Here is a 15,440-nt window from a genome sequence, read left to right as displayed (position 1 = left end):
GTGGCACGATCCGATGCGGATATCCATGAAGGCCAGGGCCAACGAGCCCATCAACAGGCCGAATATACGACCGCAACCGCACCTCTATCGCTTTGATCTATGCGTCTTCAACTGCTCGGTTGCGGGAGGAGTCCATATACGTTTGTTCGACCAAACGACCCTCAATGATCTTTCGCTCGGTGATGTCGTGGGCATTGAGCAGCAAGCCACGGATCGCCGGATCGGCTCGAAAGTCGCTCAGGGTACCGGCGATCCAGCGCCAGCCCTGCTGCGCATTTTGCAGACGACAGTCGGGTAGCCGGGCCACACCACCGGGCTTGTTACGCAGCAACTCGTCGATCCGGCTTTGGACATTCGGCCGATCGTCCGGATGCAGCAGCGCCTGCCAGCCGTGCTCAGCCACCACCTGCTCGACCCCAAAGCGGTGCAGAGAGGGACTCACGTAGTCGGGGACGCCACGCTCGCCGAACACGATCACGTAGTCCGAAGCGTGACGCGTCAATGCCGCGAGCTTGGCCTCGGAGCGCAGCGCATTGGCTTCGGCCTTGCGGCTGACCAGGACGGCGGTGACGCCATCGGCCATGGAGCGGAGCAAATTGACCTCTCCGGTGTTGAATGTGCGGTGTGTCCGCACCGCGTCAAAGCCAACGAAGCCGACCAGGACACCCAGCGAGAACATCGGCACGACAACCAGCGACAGGATGTCCTGCGCTGCAAGAATCTCCCGCTCTGACTCCCGGTGATCCGGCAATGCAGCAACATCGGAGATCAGGACCGCATTGCCCTGCCCGAGTTCGTCCATCCAGAATGAGAACGCGGAGTTCGGCAAGGCCTGAAGGTTCTCGATCTCCGGCCGGATGCCAGACGCGCACCACTCGTGCGTGTTGCGCATGGTGCTGCCGTTGACCACGAACACGTAGGCGCGATCCACCCTCAGATGTTCGCCCAGCTCGGCGAGCCCGGCGTCGATGGCCGCATCCACGGCCATCACATCCACATGAAGCAGACGCGCAACGATGCGCCGAACAAGCTCCTGGGTCTGGAGTAACGACGTCAGCGTCGCCGTGGCCTCATGCGCCTCGTTCAAGCTACGTGTCATCACACCCCCCCTGGCAACCGGACACATGTCGCATCCACCGGCCGCGTCCCATCTTATCGCTCGTTGGCCGGGTTCCCGTAGCCTCTAGAGTCCGCTGACCCAGCGGATCGCTACCGAATAGCCGCGCAGACCTGGCAAGCGCCTTAGCCCGCTGCCGAATGTGGGATCATGATCCCGGTGAGGGACACATCGTAAGATCATGACAAGCAGCGCTGCAGGGGGCGATTTGCGGGCGGTGGACCCGCGCCGTTTCACGGGTCTGTTGGCCGAATCTCCGTTGGCCTACGCCGCGATGGTGCAGAGCATCTCTGGCTTTGGCGTCTACCTGATCGACGCGCGAGGCAACATCCTCACCTGGAACCACGGCGCGGAACTACAGACCGGTTTGACGCATGATGAGATCGTGCGCCAGCCCTATGCCGCGCTGTTCGATGACGCCAGCCGCGCCGCCGGCCTGCCGGGCCAGATTCTCGGTTTTGCCAAGTATCACGGCCACTACAGCGACGAGCACTGGCGCCGCCGTGGCGCCGATGGCCGTTTCCAGGCACTCGCAACCTTGGACATCGTGCGCGATACGCAGGGCACCCACACCGGGTTCGTCGAGGTCGTTCGCGACATCACCGCCGACCGCAAACGTGAGAAGGCGCTGTACACGCAAGCCACGACCGACACCTTGACTGGCCTGCCGAACCGCGGCCACTTCACCGAAAAGGCCGAGCAGGAAATCGAACGTGCCCGGCGCTACGGTGATCCGCTCTCGGTCGCCATGTTGGATGTCGACCACTTCAAGGCGGTGAATGACAACTACGGCCACCACGTCGGCGATATCGCCTTGCAGCATGTGGCGGAAGTATTGCGCCAGAGCGCACGCAAGATCGACATCATCGGCAGGCTTGGCGGCGAAGAATTCGCCATGGTATTGCCAAGGGCGAACACCCAGCCGGCGATCGAGTTCTGCGGCCGAACGCGCATTGCGCTCTACCGTTCTCGGGTGGATTCGCCGGCCGGTCCGCTGCAGATCTCCGCGAGCATCGGCGTGGCCACGCTGAGCCGCGAGGCGCCGGACCTGCCCAGCCTGCTGGAACGGGCCGACAAGGCGCTCTACAAAGCCAAACGCCACGGTCGCAACCGCGTCGAAACCTGGCTGGTCTAACCGGGTCAAAGCGCGGCCCGGCTCCGATCCGGCCACCGCGCATTCGCATCACCCCGGCGCAATCAGCAATAATCCGCGCCCTTCCCGCCAACAAGCTCAACACCATGGCCCAGTACGTCTACACCATGAATCGCGTCGGCAAGCTCGTGCCGCCGGACAAACAGATTCTGCGAGACATATCGCTGTCCTTTTTTCCGGGCGCGAAGATCGGGGTGCTGGGCTACAACGGTTCGGGCAAGTCGACGCTGATGCGCATCATGGCGGGCATCGACACCGACATTCAGGGCGAGGCGCGCCCGCAGCCCGGCATCAACATCGGCTATCTGCCGCAGGAGCCGGACCTGGACCCCGCCAAGGACGTGCGCGGCAACGTCGAGGACGGCCTGGGCGAGATCAAGAACGCGCAGGACCGGTTGAACGAGGTCTACGCGGCCTATGCCGAGCCGGATGCGGACTTCGATGCCCTGGCCGCCGAGCAGGCCAAGCTGGAGGCGATTCTGCAGGCTGGTGACGCGCATAACCTGGACCAGAAGCTGGACAAGGCCGCCACCGCGCTGAACCTGCCGCCCTGGGACTCCGACGTGACCAAGCTATCGGGCGGTGAACGTCGGCGGGTGGCGCTTTGCCGGCTGCTGCTGTCCGCGCCCGACATGATCCTGCTGGATGAGCCGACCAACCATCTCGACGCGCAGTCGGTGGCCTGGCTGGAACGGTTCCTGGACGATTTTCCCGGCACGGTCGTGGCGGTCACCCATGACCGCTACTTCCTGGACAATGTCGCCGGCTGGATTCTCGAACTCGACCGCGGCCACGGCATCCCCTACGAAGGCAATTACTCCAACTGGCTGGAACAGAAGGAGAAGCGTCTCGCGCAGGAAGCCAAGACCGAAGCCGCACGCACCAAGGCCATGAGCCAGGAACTCGAATGGGTGCGCTCCAACCCGAAGGGTCGTCAGGCGAAATCGAAGGCTCGCCTGCGCCAGTTCGAGGACTTGCAGAATCCGACCACGCAGAAACGGTCCGAGACCAACGAGATCTACATTCCGCCTGGCCCGCGCCTGGGCGAGCTGGTTTACGAGCTGGAGGGCGTGAGCAAGTCCTTCGGTGATCGCCAGCTCTACGACAACCTGAGCATGACCGTTCCGCGGGGCGCCATCGTCGGAATCATCGGCCCGAACGGCGCCGGCAAGTCCACCTTCTTCAAGCTGCTCACCGGCCAGGAACAGCCGGACAGCGGCACGATTCGCATCGGCGATACGGTGGACGCCGCCTATGTCGACCAGTCACGCGATCATCTCGACGACGACAAGACCATCTGGGAAGAGATTTCCGGTGGTCACGACATCATGAAGGTCGGCAACTACGAGGTGCCGTCGCGCGCCTATGTCGGTCGCTTCAACTTCAAGGGCACGGACCAGCAAAAGCGCGTCGGCAAGCTATCGGGCGGGGAACGCAACCGCGTACATCTGGCCAAGCTGCTGGCCGCCGGCGGCAACGTGTTGCTGCTCGATGAGCCCACCAACGACCTGGACGTGGAAACGCTACGCGCGCTGGAAGACGCCCTGCTCGCCTATCCGGGCTGCGTCCTGGTGATCAGCCATGATCGCTGGTTCCTCGACCGCATCTCCACCCACATTCTCGCGTTCGAGGATGACACCGTGGAATTCATCGAAGGCAACTACCAGGACTACGCGGCCGACTACAAGCGCCGCCATGGCAAGGAAGTCGGCGTCGATGTGAAGGCCACTCGGCGCAAGATCTCCTAAAACCCGGCCCTGCGCGGCCGCCACGATCAGCGGCTGCGCAGGAACCGCAGAAACCGGGCTTCGGCGGCCAGCAGCGGTCTGCGCTTGGCCATTGGCGGGAGCAGCCTTAGCCGCTTGTCCAGAACACGTGTTGCGAGCGCACACCAACGCCGCAAGCCACGCGCTGGGCCGAAGCGCCTCATCTGCCAGCCGGTTAAACTGCGCCAAGCCTGCGCAATTCCCCTCTCATGCTTGATTCCACCCCGCTAGCCTGGCGCTGGCGCGATGACCGGCTCAACGCGGTCGAGTATCCGCAACGGGTCGCGCTCGACGACATACTTGGCGTGGACACACAAAAAGCGCGGCTGCTGCAGAACACGCGGCAGTTCGTCGCGGGCGCGCCAGCGAACCATGTGCTGTTAACCGGTGCACGTGGCACCGGCAAATCCTCGCTGGTCAAGGCTCTGCTCAACCCGTTCGGCGCCGAGGGGCTGCGTCTGGTGGAGATCGCCCCGGAAGCACTCACGGAGTTGCCCCGTATCGTCGAACCACTGCGTGGATCCGCCTGCCGCTTTCTGCTCTACGTCGATGATTTCTCGGTCACGGACAGCGGCCCGGCGCTCACCGCGCTCAAGGCAGCCTTGGATGGAAGCATCGAGGCGCCACCAGACAACGTGCTGCTGTACGCGACATCCAATCGCCGCCATCTATTGCCGGAACCCAAAGCCGATAACCTGGATGCACACAATCTGGACGGCGAGATCCATCCCGGCGAAGCGGTGGAAGAGAAAATCTCCTTGTCGGACCGGTTCGGCCTCTGGCTGTCCTTTTACCCGTTCAACCAGACGCAATACCTGGAGATCGTCACCGCTCACATCGCTCGCCTGGGCGGCGGCACCGCCATGACCGACGAATCCCGCAAGGCTGCATTGCAATGGGCGCTCGCGCGTGGATCCCGTTCCGGCCGCACGGCCCACCAATTCGCCCGGCACTGGGTCGGATCACAGCGCATCTGAGCCGCTTGTCCCGCCCGCGACGGCTCCCACGGTCGCTTTTCACCCTCCTGATGCGCAACGTCGCGCATCAGGAGGAGCCTGGAACCGTCGATTCAAGAAAATTTTCAACTTTTTTTCACCCCCCGATTTGTCGATCGCCGACAGGTTTGCAAAGGGCGAAGAACATCGAAAAATCCTGAACTCCTCGCTGGCCACCGCAGCGATAGGCGACCACCCAGTTCCAGCCTGTCGCCAATCCGGCGACACCCTTAGAACGGGGTGTTTTTATCGACTTTTCAAGCAGTTAAAAGCAAAGATCCCACCCGGAATAAACGTCCTCTGTCGCCCTTCTGAGACAGTAGACGACCCCTGGGCTGCTCCCTATCGTGGCTCCACCTGCTGAGCACGACGACACGCACACGTCGCAGCAGGGGCAAACAGGATCGAGTTTGAAACTGGCTTTAAGTCTAAGGAGTCCGAAATGAACGAAAACCAATGGGAAGGTAAGTGGGACCAGATGAAGGGAAAGCTTCGCCAAGCCTACGGCGACCTTTCGGATGACGAACTTGAAGGCGCCAAGGGTGACCGCGAGGAACTCGTTGGCCGCATCAAGGAAAAGTATGGCGATACAAAGGAATCGATCGACCAGAAACTGGATGAGATCGCTTCCAAACTGAACTGAAGGTTAGCGTTTAGCTAGCCCCAGTACGCGACCCCCTACGTTCCCCCCTCCCCCCGCGCGTGGGCAGGTCGCTGGGACCGCATCGCAGGATGCGGTCCTTTTTTATGCGTGACCGTTTTTTCACGGATGGTGTTCGCAATCGGCTTCGCTTGAACCTGGCTGGGTTTGCGCCTGTCCGCAGAACCCTTTTCAGGGGACACGCACCACCACCAAGTACAAGGCAGTAAACTTCGGCGATTCAATTCGACGCCAGCTGCGTCCCCCCGATGCCCGACTTCCCCACTCCCCCCGACTGGTCGCAGGTCGAATCCCGCCTCCGGCACCGCCTGAAGCGCGAATTCAAACGCGCGTCGCAACCGGCCGACCGCGACCAGCTGCTCGGCCAGATCCAGGCGTCGGCGACCCGCGTCGCCACACGACGCGCCGCACAGCCAGCGGTGCAGTTAATGCCCGAGCTGCCGGTCACGCAGCGCGCCGAGGACATCGCCGCGGCGATCCGCGACCATCAGGTGATTGTCGTCACCGGCGACACCGGATCCGGCAAGACGACGCAGCTGCCCAAGATTCTGCTGGATATGGGTTACGGCGCCGCCGGCCTGATCGGCCACACCCAGCCGCGGCGTCTGGCCGCGCGCAGCGTGGCCCAGCGCATCGCCGATGAACTGGGACAGACGCCGGGCGGACTGGTCGGGTTCCAGACCCGGTTCGACGATTCGGTGTCCGAGCACACCCAGATCAAGCTGATGACCGACGGCATTCTGCTCGCCGAGACGCGGCGCGACCGCTTTCTGAATCGCTACGAAGCCATCATCGTCGACGAGGCCCACGAGCGCAGTCTGAACATCGATTTCCTGCTCGGCTACCTGAAGCGGATGCTGCCGAAGCGCCCCGATCTCAAGCTGGTGATCACCTCGGCCACCATCGACCCGGAGCGGCTCAGCACGTTCTTCGATCACGCCCCGATTGTCGCGGTGGAAGGGCGAACCTATCCGGTGGAGGTCCGCTACGCGCCACCCACCGACAGCGATGACCTGCCCGAGGCGATCTGGCGCTCGGTGCAGACACTGTGGCGCGAGGCGGCGGGCGACGTGCTGGTCTTTCTGCCAGGGGAGCGCGACATTCGCGATGCCGATCAGCATCTGGGTCGGGCGCTGGCCCACAGCCGCTTCAGCGGCGCCGAGGTGCTGCCGCTTTACTCGCGGCTAACCCGCAGCGCACAGGATGCGATCTTCAAGCCCAGCCGCGGCCGCCGCATCGTACTCGCCACCAATGTGGCAGAAACGTCGCTGACAGTGCCCGGCATTCGCTACGTGATCGACAGCGGGCTGGCGCGCATCAGCCGTTACTCCACCGCCTCACGCGTGCAGCGTCTGCCCATCGAGCCGGTGTCGCAGGCCAGTTGCAAGCAGCGCATGGGCCGCTGCGGGCGGGTCGCCGAAGGTATTTGTGTCCGCCTGTTCGACGAGGACGACTTCGACAACCGCCCGCCGTTCACGGATCCGGAGATCCGCCGCACGAATCTCGCCAGCGTGCTGCTGACCATGGCCGATTTGCAGCTCGGCGAGATCGAGGCCTTTCCGTTCATCGACCCGCCTGAGGGGCGCTATATCCGCGATGGCATGCGCCTGTTGCAGATGCTCAAGGCGATGGACGAGCGCGGGCGCATCACCCGGCTCGGCCAGCAACTGGCTCGCCTGCCGCTGGATCCGCGGATAGGTCGCGCGCTGATCGCCGGTCAGGCGGCGCAGATCGCGCCGGCCGTCCGCGTGCTCTGCGCCGGCCTGACCATTCAGGATCCGCGCGAGCGACCGGCCGACAAGCGCCAGGCGGCCGACGAGGCGCAGCGTGAGTTCACCGACAAGCAATCCGACTTCATCAGCCTGCTCAAGCTTTGGGACGCGTTTCAGTCCGCCAAGCGCGATGAGTCCACCAACGGCCTGCGGCGCTGGTGCCACCGGCATTTCATCCACTTCATGCGCATGCGCGAATGGGAAGACCTGGCACGCCAGCTGCGGCAGATCGAACGCGACCTGCAATGGCCCGCCGAACCACCGCGCGGCGAGCTGGCCGGCACTGACCTGCGCGCGCTGCATGAGGTCGTGCTGGCCGGCTTCATCGATCAGATCGGCGTGCACGACGAGCGCGGCGAATACATCGGCGCGCGCAACCGCAAGTTCCGCATCTTTCCCGGTTCCGGCGTGGCCAAGGCGTCGCCACGGTGGATCGTCGCCGGCGAAATTCTCGAAACCTCCCGGCTTTATGCGCACCAGATCGGCAAGGTTGAGCCGGAATGGATCGAAAGCGCCGGCGCCCACCTGCTGACACGCGAGCAGTACGACCCGCGCTGGTCGGTCAAAAGTGGCCGGGTTGAGGCCAGCGAACGGATTCGCCTGTTCGGGCTTCCATTGGCCGACAGCCGCAAGGTCGATTTCGGCCGTATCGACCCCGAGGCGGCCCGCGAGCTCTTCATTCGCGAAGCATTGATACCGCAGCGGCTGGTCCGGGAGGGGCGCACGGAACCGGCGTTTCTCGCGCACAACAGAACGCTGGTCGAATCCATCGCCGAACAGGAAGCGCGGTTTCGACGCCGTGATCTGCTGGTGGATGAGGTCACACAGTTCGCGTTTTATGACGAGCGCCTGCCGGCCGATATCCGCGACCGCGTGTCGCTGCAGCAGTGGCTGAAATCCAATCCGGACACCGGCCTGCGTTTTGACGAGGCAACATTGCTCCGGCATGCCGGCCTCAGCCTGCCCGAGCAGGACTACCCGGAAACGCTGGGCATGGGCTCTACCCGGATCGCACTGCGCTACCACTTCGAACCCGGCCATCCGGAAGATGGCATCACGGCCGTGGTGCCGCTGCCGCTGCTCAATCAGTTTGATGCCGCACGCGCCAACTGGCTCGTGCCCGGGATGCTGGAGGATGCCATCACCGAGCGACTCAAGGCCTTGCCCAAGTCGCTGCGCCGGCAGATTGTCCCGGTGCCTGACACGGCGCGGCGGCTGCGCGAGACGCTCCCGTTCGCCGAAGGCCGGCTGGAAGCCGTGCTGCGCGACGCATTGCACCGGATGACCGGTGCGCCCTTGCCGGCCACGGTCTGGGAGGATTTCGAGGCCTCGCCCCATCTTCGAATGCGCTTCGAAGTGGTGGGAGATGGTGGCGAACTGCTTGCATCTGGCCGGGATATCGACGCGTTGCGGGACCAGCTCGGCGCCCAGGCGCGCGAGGCCGTGCAAACCCTGCCGGACGATGGCTTCGCCCGCACCGGCCTGACCGACTGGGATGTTGACGACCTGCCGGAGACAGTGGACCTGGACCATGGCGGCGTGCGTTTTTCCGCCGTGCCGACATTGGTCGACCGCGGCCAGTCAGTGGATTTGGAACTGGTCGACGATGCCGACAAGGCCGCACGCTGGCATCGCCAGGGGGTGATCCGCTTGGTCCGCCTGGCCATACCGCAGCAGACCCGGTTTCTGAAACGCGAGCTGGACGATCTGAAACTGCTGGCTGCAGCCCGGCTGCCAGAGCCGCCACCCGCAGCACTGGCGCCGGCCGGCCTGAGCGATCGGCTGCAGCGCGACCCGGAACCCGTGCTGTTCGCCGACCTGCTCGAAACGCTGATCCACCAACGTCTGGATGCCGTGCCACGCAGCCAGTCCGAGTATCAGTCGCTGGTCGAGACCGTCCGCGCACAGGCGGTGGCGGACGGCCTGGCGATCTGGGCACGCGCCGCGCCGGCCTTGCGCCGCTGGGTCGCGCTGAAGAAGCGCCTGAGCCGCAACATCCCCCTGCCCTGGATGCCTGCCGTCAACGACATTCAGGATCAGCTCGACCACCTGGTGTTCACGGGCTGTCTACGATGCCTGCCGGACCCCAGGCACCTCGACCGCTATCTGAAAGCGGTGGAAATGCGGCTGGACAAGCTCGCGCAGGAAGACATCAACCGCGACAAGGAGCGCGCCCGCCCGGTGCAGCGGTACTGGAATCGCTACAAGGAACTGGCCGCTCGGGCCGCCCGCCGCGGAGAACCGACGGAAACGCTGGTGCAGCTGCGCTGGATGGTCGAGGAGTTCCGGGTTCAGGTGTTCGCCCAACCTCTGGGAACGGCGATCAAGGTCTCCGAAAAACGTCTGGACGCGGCGATCTCGGCCCTCTAGCAACCAGCAGCGGCGGGCCGCCAGCCGCTTGACAGGGTGAACACGACGGCAGTAATTGTTCAGGCCATGCAGTGGTTGCTGGACATGCTGGGACGCAAGATTCATCGGGCTGCTCTAACGATCGAGCTCGATGATGGCGCGCGCTACGTGCTGGGCGATGGCGCGCAGCAGGCGGGCATTCGCGCGCGTGATGCCTCGGTGCTCCGGCGCGTTGCGCTGGACCCGAAGATGCGCTTTGGCGAGGCCTATGTGGCGGGGCTCTGGGAGCCTGCCGACTGCGCGCTGATCGATGTGCTCCGCGTGGCCGCGCTCATCCAGCAAGACCTGGAACCTGGCCGCGTGGGACGCGAGATCACCAAGCTGCAGGGCAACCTGCGGCAATGGGACTACGGCCAGCTCAGCCGGCGCAATGTCAGCCACCACTACGATCGCCCGCCAGCGTTTTATGCCAGCTTTCTCGATGCGGACCTGCATTATTCCTGCGCCTATTTTTCCGAGCCCGACATGTCGCTGGAAGCGGCCCAGCAGGCCAAGTGCGCCCACATCGCCCGCAAGCTGGACCTTGAACCGGGTGCCGAGGTGCTGGATATCGGTTGCGGCTTCGGCAGCATGGCCTTGTTTCTTGCCGAGCAGTACAACGCTCGCGTCACCGGCATCACCCTGTCTCAGGCGCAACTCGCCGTTGCCCGTGAACGCGCCCGGGAGCGCGGACTCGACCAGCGGGTGCAGTTCGAGTTGCTGGACTACCGGACCCTGGATCGCGACTTCGATGCCATCGTCAGCATCGGCATGTTTGAGCATGTCGGACGGCCGCAGTTCCGCACGTATTTCGACCAGGTTCGCCGGTGCCTGAAGCCCCATGGCACGGCGCTGATTCACAGCATCGGGCGATTCTCGCCACCAGGGCGGACCAACCCCTGGATCGCGAAGTACATCTTCCCAGGCGGCTATATCCCCGCCCTATCGGAAACCGCCGAGGCGCTGGAACCGCATGGCCTGCTAAGCAACGACATCGAGATCTGGCGCCTGCACTACGCCAAGACACTGGCGGCCTGGCGCGAGCGGTTCGCCGCCGTACGACCGCAATGGGTCGAGACCTACGACGAGGCATTCTGCCGGATGTGGGAGTTCTATCTATGCGGCTCGCAGGCCAGCTTTGAAGCAGGCGACATGATGGTGTTCCACCTGCAGCTCACGCATGATTTGGAGCGCCTGCCGCTGACGCGAAACTACCTCTACGCGCCGGACGAGGCAGCGAGCAAGGCATCCAGCGCCTGACGCATTTCCTCGTCTTCCATCGTCACCGTCAGGGTGCCGGTCTCCGTGCCATCGGGCTGTAGCAGCACAACCCAGCCGGTGGAGCGGTTTTCGGCATAAAGCGCTGAGAATCCACGCGCCTTGGCGATCGCCTTGCCCTCCACCCGCGCGGCATCCGTCGTGTAATCCACCCGCATGAACTCGATGCGGTCGCCGTAATCGGCCTGCAACGCAGCCAGCTTCGGTTTCATCAGCTTGCAGTTCAAACACCAGTCGGCATGAAACAGCACCGCCGCGGGCTTGTCCTGTGCCTGAAGTGGCGTCAACGCGCTTGCGAATACGAGCGTGAGGCCCAGCAGTGCGACTGTGAGTAAACGATTCATGGCTTTCCTAACGGGCAAAAGGTGGGTGCAAACGCGGAGCATAGCGGCAGAGGTTGGTCTGCCGCCATGCTCTAGATCGCAGTTCAGCCCGCGTTGCCGCGTCGCCGCAGACCCACGGCGGTCAACAGCCACAGCATCGCCAGCCAGGGCATGGCGCCAGCAGATCCCGTGGGTGACTGAACCTCGTCATCCCCGGTGTCGCCCACAGGCTCCTCTGGCTCTTCCGGATCCTCGGGTTCTTCCGGCTCACCGCCGCCGACGGCGCCCTTCTCGCAGGCATCGCCAGAACCATCCGCGTCGGCATCGGCCTGATCGGTGTTGGGTGTGACGGGGCAGTTGTCGACATCGTCCGTCACGGTGTCACCATCGCTGTCCTGCGGGCTGCCATCGCCCGTATCGGCGGTGAGTGCCGCAGTGGAATCGCAATAAATGTACGGGTCCGGGCTGGGGGCGTTGAGGAAGGTCTGACTGTCGACCGTCACCGTGTCCCAATACAGCTTGCGGGTGGCGATCAGGCCATTCTGGAACTCGCAGAAGCCGGCGTCCTTGCCGGTGACGTCGCCGTCGGTAATGCCCAGCAGGCTGAGCGTCTTGCTGATCACCTCGGCCTCATCAGCCGGGGAAATCACTCCCCAGCCGACCTGGACCCAAGCCGCCGGATCGAGGATCGGCGCGGCCAACTCGCCCACACCCAGCGCGGGATCGTAGTCCGCGGCGCCCGGCACCCAGGCCGCCTCTTCGAGGGCACGGCGTAGCTGCCAGTTGGTGATCGTGAGCGGCTGCCCGTCGAGAATACCGGCGGCCATCAAGGGACGACCGTTGCCGATGTAGGCACCACCCAGGTAGTTCAGCGCGCGGCGCGCCTCCAGCAGTATCTTCGACGCGGTGCCGGCCGAACGCGGCGTCGCGAAACTGGTGCCACCGACGCCGTCATCGTAGCCATCCTCGCACTCGGCGCAGTACGGCAGGGTTTGCGTGAAGTCGGCAATGAAGTCCGGGAAGGTGCCGGAGACGATCTGGCGGCCGTTGGAGGAGTCGCCCGGCTCGTTGGCCTGCGTCTCCTCAAAACCGGCGATGCCGACACTCCACCACGGCCCGCAGGTCGAATCCTGGATGGCCGGTGACGGCGAGTTGTCACAGGCGCCGAAGTGCAGCTTGCCCCAGTCGTAGGTCCCCACGAAGCTGTCGGTTAGATGATCGGTGCTCGGGATACTGCCGATGGCGCCATAGCTGGTGGACACGAAGTCGATCGCCGGATGTGTCATCGCGAAGGTTTCGCTGGCATCCGAGATGCCCTCGACAAAGACGAGCACGGCTTCCGGGTTGGCGAACAGCACGGCCGCCGAGGTGCCGACTCCGTGGGTGTCGCTCTCGGTATCCGGAAGATACGGACGGCTGCCGGGACCGAACGTCTTGGCAAGCACATTGGTGCCGACAAACCACACCATGTCGCATATCGAGGCCTGCTCCCACAATCCGCTGTCGACATCGGCCTGGTAGTCAGCCGCGAAGTCGCCGGTCCGCTTGAGGTTGATGGCGCAGTCCGGCTCGATACCAAAATCCTGAAGTACCGGCAGGCTGACCGCCGTCGGCTCGGCGCCAATCGGGTAGATCGGGCTGCCTGCGTGGTAGAACGCGTGGTAGGGATTCACCCCGGAGTCGATAACACTGACGACCGTGCGCGGCACGTCGGTTAGCGGCAGATCATCCGGGTAGCCCGTCCCGGATGCGTTGGGACCGTCTCCGGCCCCACCGCCGGAGCCTCCGCCGCCAAGCCCGATCAGCTCGACCGTACCCGCATAGCTATTGAGCAACACCGTGTACGGCAGGATCACGACCGTGTAGTCGTTGGTGCCGGCCAGTGCAGGAATCTCCGTGGATTCGGAACCGGAGGCCGTGGCCGAAGCACCGACCTCCGTGCCGCTGGCATCATTCACATACAAATCGTAGTCGCCGGTCATATCGTCGAATTCCGCCACGATCGATACCCGGATCTTGAGATTCGGGTAGGTCGCGAGCACATCCGAAGGCAGGTCGACCGTGAGCGCGAACTCGTCGCAGTCCACCGTGCCGGTGATGCACACGCCGGTGACGTTGGCGGCGGCGTCGGTGGTGCCACTGAACTCCAGCACCGGCGTGTCCAGCGACAGGGTGCCGGCGGCAGGCGTGGTTTCGAAAGCAGAGACCGATGCTGCGGCGAGCAGCCAGGTGACCATCCCCAGGAAGGCCAGATTCAGTTGGTGCAGTTTGATCATGTTGACGTCCAGCAATACGCGTTTCGCCCTGTCCTTGGGCAACCGTGCAATCCTTGGCGTCAGAAAATAGAGAACGGCAGGGGCATAGCAAATGCCGTACCACAAGGCTCAAACTACGTTGAGTGCCGGGTCACTCTGGGTGGACGCCGATAAAGGGGGGCATCCCTCGCGACCGCCGGCAGCGGGTTTTTTTGCTTACGCCCATCGATCAGTAAAAGGCTTGGATCCCGGTCTGCGCGCGCCCGAGAATCAGCGCGTGTACATCATGCGTGCCTTCGTAGGTGTTCACGGTCTCCAGGTTCATCAAATGCCGGATCACGTGATACTCGTCGACGATGCCGTTACCGCCGTGGATGTCCCGGGCCAGACGGGCAATGTCCAAGGCCTTGCCGGTGGCATTGCGCTTGGCCAGCGAGATCATCTCCGCGGCAGCCTGACCGGCGTCGAGCAACCGGCCCAGACGCAACGACAGTTGCAGCCCCAGTGCGATCTCGGTCTGCATGTCGGCGAGCTTTTTCTGCACCAGCTGCGTGCCGGCCAGTGGTTTGCCGAACTGCCTGCGGTCCAGCGCGTACTGCCGTGCTGCATGCCAACAGGCTTCCGCCGCACCCATGGCGCCCCAGCTAATGCCGTAGCGGGCCTTGTTGAGACAGGAGAAGGGCCCCTTGAGCCCGCTCACGCCCGGCAGGACGGATTCGGCACCGACGCGAACATCATCCAGCACGATCTGGCCGGTGATGGAGGCACGCATGCTGAACTTGCCTTCGATGGTCGGGGTGCTCAGGCCGGCAGCACCGCGCTCGATCAGGAATCCGCGAATGCGGTCGTCCGCATCTTTGGCCCAGACCAGCAGCACGTCGGCAATCGGCGCATTGGTGATCCAGGTCTTAGCGCCGCTAAGCCGCCAGCCGTCACCATCCGGTCTTGCGCGGGTGGTCATGCCTCCGGGGTCGGAGCCGTGATCCGGCTCGGTCAGCCCGAAACAGCCGACCGCCTCGCCGCTCGCCAATCGCGGCAACCAGTGCTGGCGCTGCGACTCCGAACCGAAGGCGTGGATCGGGTACATCACCAGACTGCTCTGCACCGACAAGGCCGATCGATAGCCGGAATCCACCGCCTCGATCTCGCGGGCCGCGAGGCCATACGCCACATGCGAACCGCCAGGACATCCGGGGCCATCAAGCGATAAACCCAACATGCCCAGCCCGCCCATCTCGCGCAGGATCTCGCGGTCGAACTCGGCGTGGCGAAATGCCTGGACCACACGCGGCATCAACTGATCGCGGGCGTAAGCCCGAACCGCGTCGCGCATGGCCCGTTCATCCGCCTCCAGCTGGTCCTCCAGCCTGAGCGGATCACTCCAGTCGAAAGCGGCCGGCATCAGCCGAGCATGCCCTCGACCTTGTCGATGTACTGCTGCTTGGCGGTGTCGCTGTCGGTGCCCTTCTTCTTCGCCCAGGCGTCGTATTTCGCACGCCCCACCATGTCCAGCATGCCGGGGCGCTTGCCGGACACGTCCCCGGCCGAACCCTGCTTGAACAAGGCGTAGAGTTCGAGCAGGTCATCGTTGCTGGGACGCTCGGTCAGCGTCTTGACGTCTTTCTGAGCTTGTTCAAACGCGGCGTTTAGATCAGACATGGAAATGGGGTGTCCCGTGAAAAAGATTGGCCGCCGATCATCGCATAGCCGCCTGCCCGGAACACTGACCGCC

11 protein-coding genes are annotated in these 15,440 nt (G+C 64.1%); 6 read left to right on the top strand and 5 right to left on the bottom strand.

Translation table 11 applies throughout. The annotated features are described in order from the left end of the window. Nucleotides 1-97 precede the first annotated feature (97 nt). Complete coding sequence (locus tag ACE1EY_RS03250; protein ID WP_370299467.1) at nt 98-1,099, bottom strand: GAF domain-containing protein; 1,002 nt, start codon at nt 1,097-1,099, stop codon at nt 98-100. Nucleotides 1,100-1,298: 199 nt separating this feature from the next. On the opposite strand from ACE1EY_RS03250, the gene ACE1EY_RS03245 reads away from it, so the two are divergent. The 6 genes from ACE1EY_RS03245 to ACE1EY_RS03220 all read left to right on the top strand — a co-directional run bounded on the left by ACE1EY_RS03245 (nt 1,299) and on the right by ACE1EY_RS03220 (nt 11,112). After that, nucleotides 1,299-2,252: a diguanylate cyclase gene (locus ACE1EY_RS03245; RefSeq protein ID WP_291515231.1), complete on the top strand. Its 954-nt coding sequence runs from the start codon at nt 1,299-1,301 to the stop codon at nt 2,250-2,252. Nucleotides 2,253-2,356: 104 nt separating this feature from the next. Next, the gene (gene ettA, locus ACE1EY_RS03240) at nt 2,357-4,018 is read left to right on the top strand and encodes an energy-dependent translational throttle protein EttA (protein ID WP_370299466.1); all 1,662 of its coding nucleotides are present in this window, start codon (nt 2,357-2,359) and stop codon (nt 4,016-4,018) included. Between the two features lie 227 nt (nt 4,019-4,245). Then, nucleotides 4,246-5,013, top strand: a complete 768-nt coding sequence (locus ACE1EY_RS03235) for an ATP-binding protein (RefSeq protein WP_291515162.1) — start codon at nt 4,246-4,248, stop codon at nt 5,011-5,013. Nucleotides 5,014-5,473: 460 nt separating this feature from the next. After that, nucleotides 5,474-5,674 carry a CsbD family protein gene (locus ACE1EY_RS03230; RefSeq protein WP_291515161.1) on the top strand — a complete coding sequence of 67 codons (201 nt, stop codon included), beginning with the start codon at nt 5,474-5,476 and terminating at the stop codon, nt 5,672-5,674. A gap of 266 nt (nt 5,675-5,940) precedes the next feature. Beyond that, nucleotides 5,941-9,834 (top strand): ATP-dependent RNA helicase HrpA, encoded by a 3,894-nt coding sequence (gene hrpA / locus ACE1EY_RS03225; protein WP_370299465.1) that lies wholly within the window; start codon nt 5,941-5,943, stop codon nt 9,832-9,834. Between the two features lie 66 nt (nt 9,835-9,900). Further along, nucleotides 9,901-11,112 carry a cyclopropane-fatty-acyl-phospholipid synthase family protein gene (locus ACE1EY_RS03220; protein ID WP_291515159.1) on the top strand — a complete coding sequence of 404 codons (1,212 nt, stop codon included), beginning with the start codon at nt 9,901-9,903 and terminating at the stop codon, nt 11,110-11,112. Here ACE1EY_RS03220 and ACE1EY_RS03215 read toward each other — a convergent pair. The 4 genes from ACE1EY_RS03215 to ACE1EY_RS03200 form a co-directional block, all read right to left on the bottom strand. Further along, on the bottom strand, nt 11,070-11,474 hold the full coding sequence (locus ACE1EY_RS03215) for a thioredoxin domain-containing protein (protein ID WP_291515158.1): 405 nt from the start codon (nt 11,472-11,474) through the stop codon (nt 11,070-11,072). The genes ACE1EY_RS03220 and ACE1EY_RS03215 overlap by 43 nt on opposite strands. Before the next feature lie 83 nt (nt 11,475-11,557). Further along, nucleotides 11,558-13,729, bottom strand: a complete 2,172-nt coding sequence (locus tag ACE1EY_RS03210; RefSeq protein ID WP_291515157.1) for a thrombospondin type 3 repeat-containing protein — start codon at nt 13,727-13,729, stop codon at nt 11,558-11,560. A 208-nt stretch (nt 13,730-13,937) separates the two neighbouring features. Further along, nucleotides 13,938-15,110, bottom strand: a complete 1,173-nt coding sequence (locus ACE1EY_RS03205) for an acyl-CoA dehydrogenase (RefSeq protein ID WP_370299463.1) — start codon at nt 15,108-15,110, stop codon at nt 13,938-13,940. Further along, entirely contained in the window at nt 15,110-15,367 is a 258-nt protein-coding gene (locus ACE1EY_RS03200) for an acyl-CoA-binding protein (RefSeq protein WP_291514786.1), read from the bottom strand. The genes ACE1EY_RS03205 and ACE1EY_RS03200 overlap by 1 nt, the downstream gene beginning before the upstream one ends. Between the last annotated feature and the right edge of the window lie 73 nt (nt 15,368-15,440).

Source organism: Abyssibacter sp., assembly GCF_964229365.1.
Taxonomy (GTDB): Bacteria; Pseudomonadota; Gammaproteobacteria; order Nevskiales; family OUC007; genus Abyssibacter.
Note: the sequence above shows the minus strand (reverse complement) of the source record. Positions and strands in the feature narration are given on the sequence as shown.

Coding starts and splice junctions, on each gene's coding strand:
- ACE1EY_RS03200 (WP_291514786.1), bottom strand. CDS start 15,367: ATGTCTGATCTAAACGCCGCGTTTGAACAAGCTCAGAAAGACGTCAAG.
- ACE1EY_RS03250 (WP_370299467.1), bottom strand. CDS start 1,099: ATGACACGTAGCTTGAACGAGGCGCATGAGGCCACGGCGACGCTGACG.
- ACE1EY_RS03215 (WP_291515158.1), bottom strand. CDS start 11,474: ATGAATCGTTTACTCACAGTCGCACTGCTGGGCCTCACGCTCGTATTC.
- ACE1EY_RS03205 (WP_370299463.1), bottom strand. CDS start 15,110: ATGCCGGCCGCTTTCGACTGGAGTGATCCGCTCAGGCTGGAGGACCAG.
- ACE1EY_RS03245 (WP_291515231.1), top strand. CDS start 1,299: ATGACAAGCAGCGCTGCAGGGGGCGATTTGCGGGCGGTGGACCCGCGC.
- ACE1EY_RS03230 (WP_291515161.1), top strand. CDS start 5,474: ATGAACGAAAACCAATGGGAAGGTAAGTGGGACCAGATGAAGGGAAAG.
- hrpA (WP_370299465.1), top strand. CDS start 5,941: ATGCCCGACTTCCCCACTCCCCCCGACTGGTCGCAGGTCGAATCCCGC.
- ACE1EY_RS03210 (WP_291515157.1), bottom strand. CDS start 13,729: ATGATCAAACTGCACCAACTGAATCTGGCCTTCCTGGGGATGGTCACC.
- ettA (WP_370299466.1), top strand. CDS start 2,357: ATGGCCCAGTACGTCTACACCATGAATCGCGTCGGCAAGCTCGTGCCG.
- ACE1EY_RS03235 (WP_291515162.1), top strand. CDS start 4,246: ATGCTTGATTCCACCCCGCTAGCCTGGCGCTGGCGCGATGACCGGCTC.
- ACE1EY_RS03220 (WP_291515159.1), top strand. CDS start 9,901: ATGCAGTGGTTGCTGGACATGCTGGGACGCAAGATTCATCGGGCTGCT.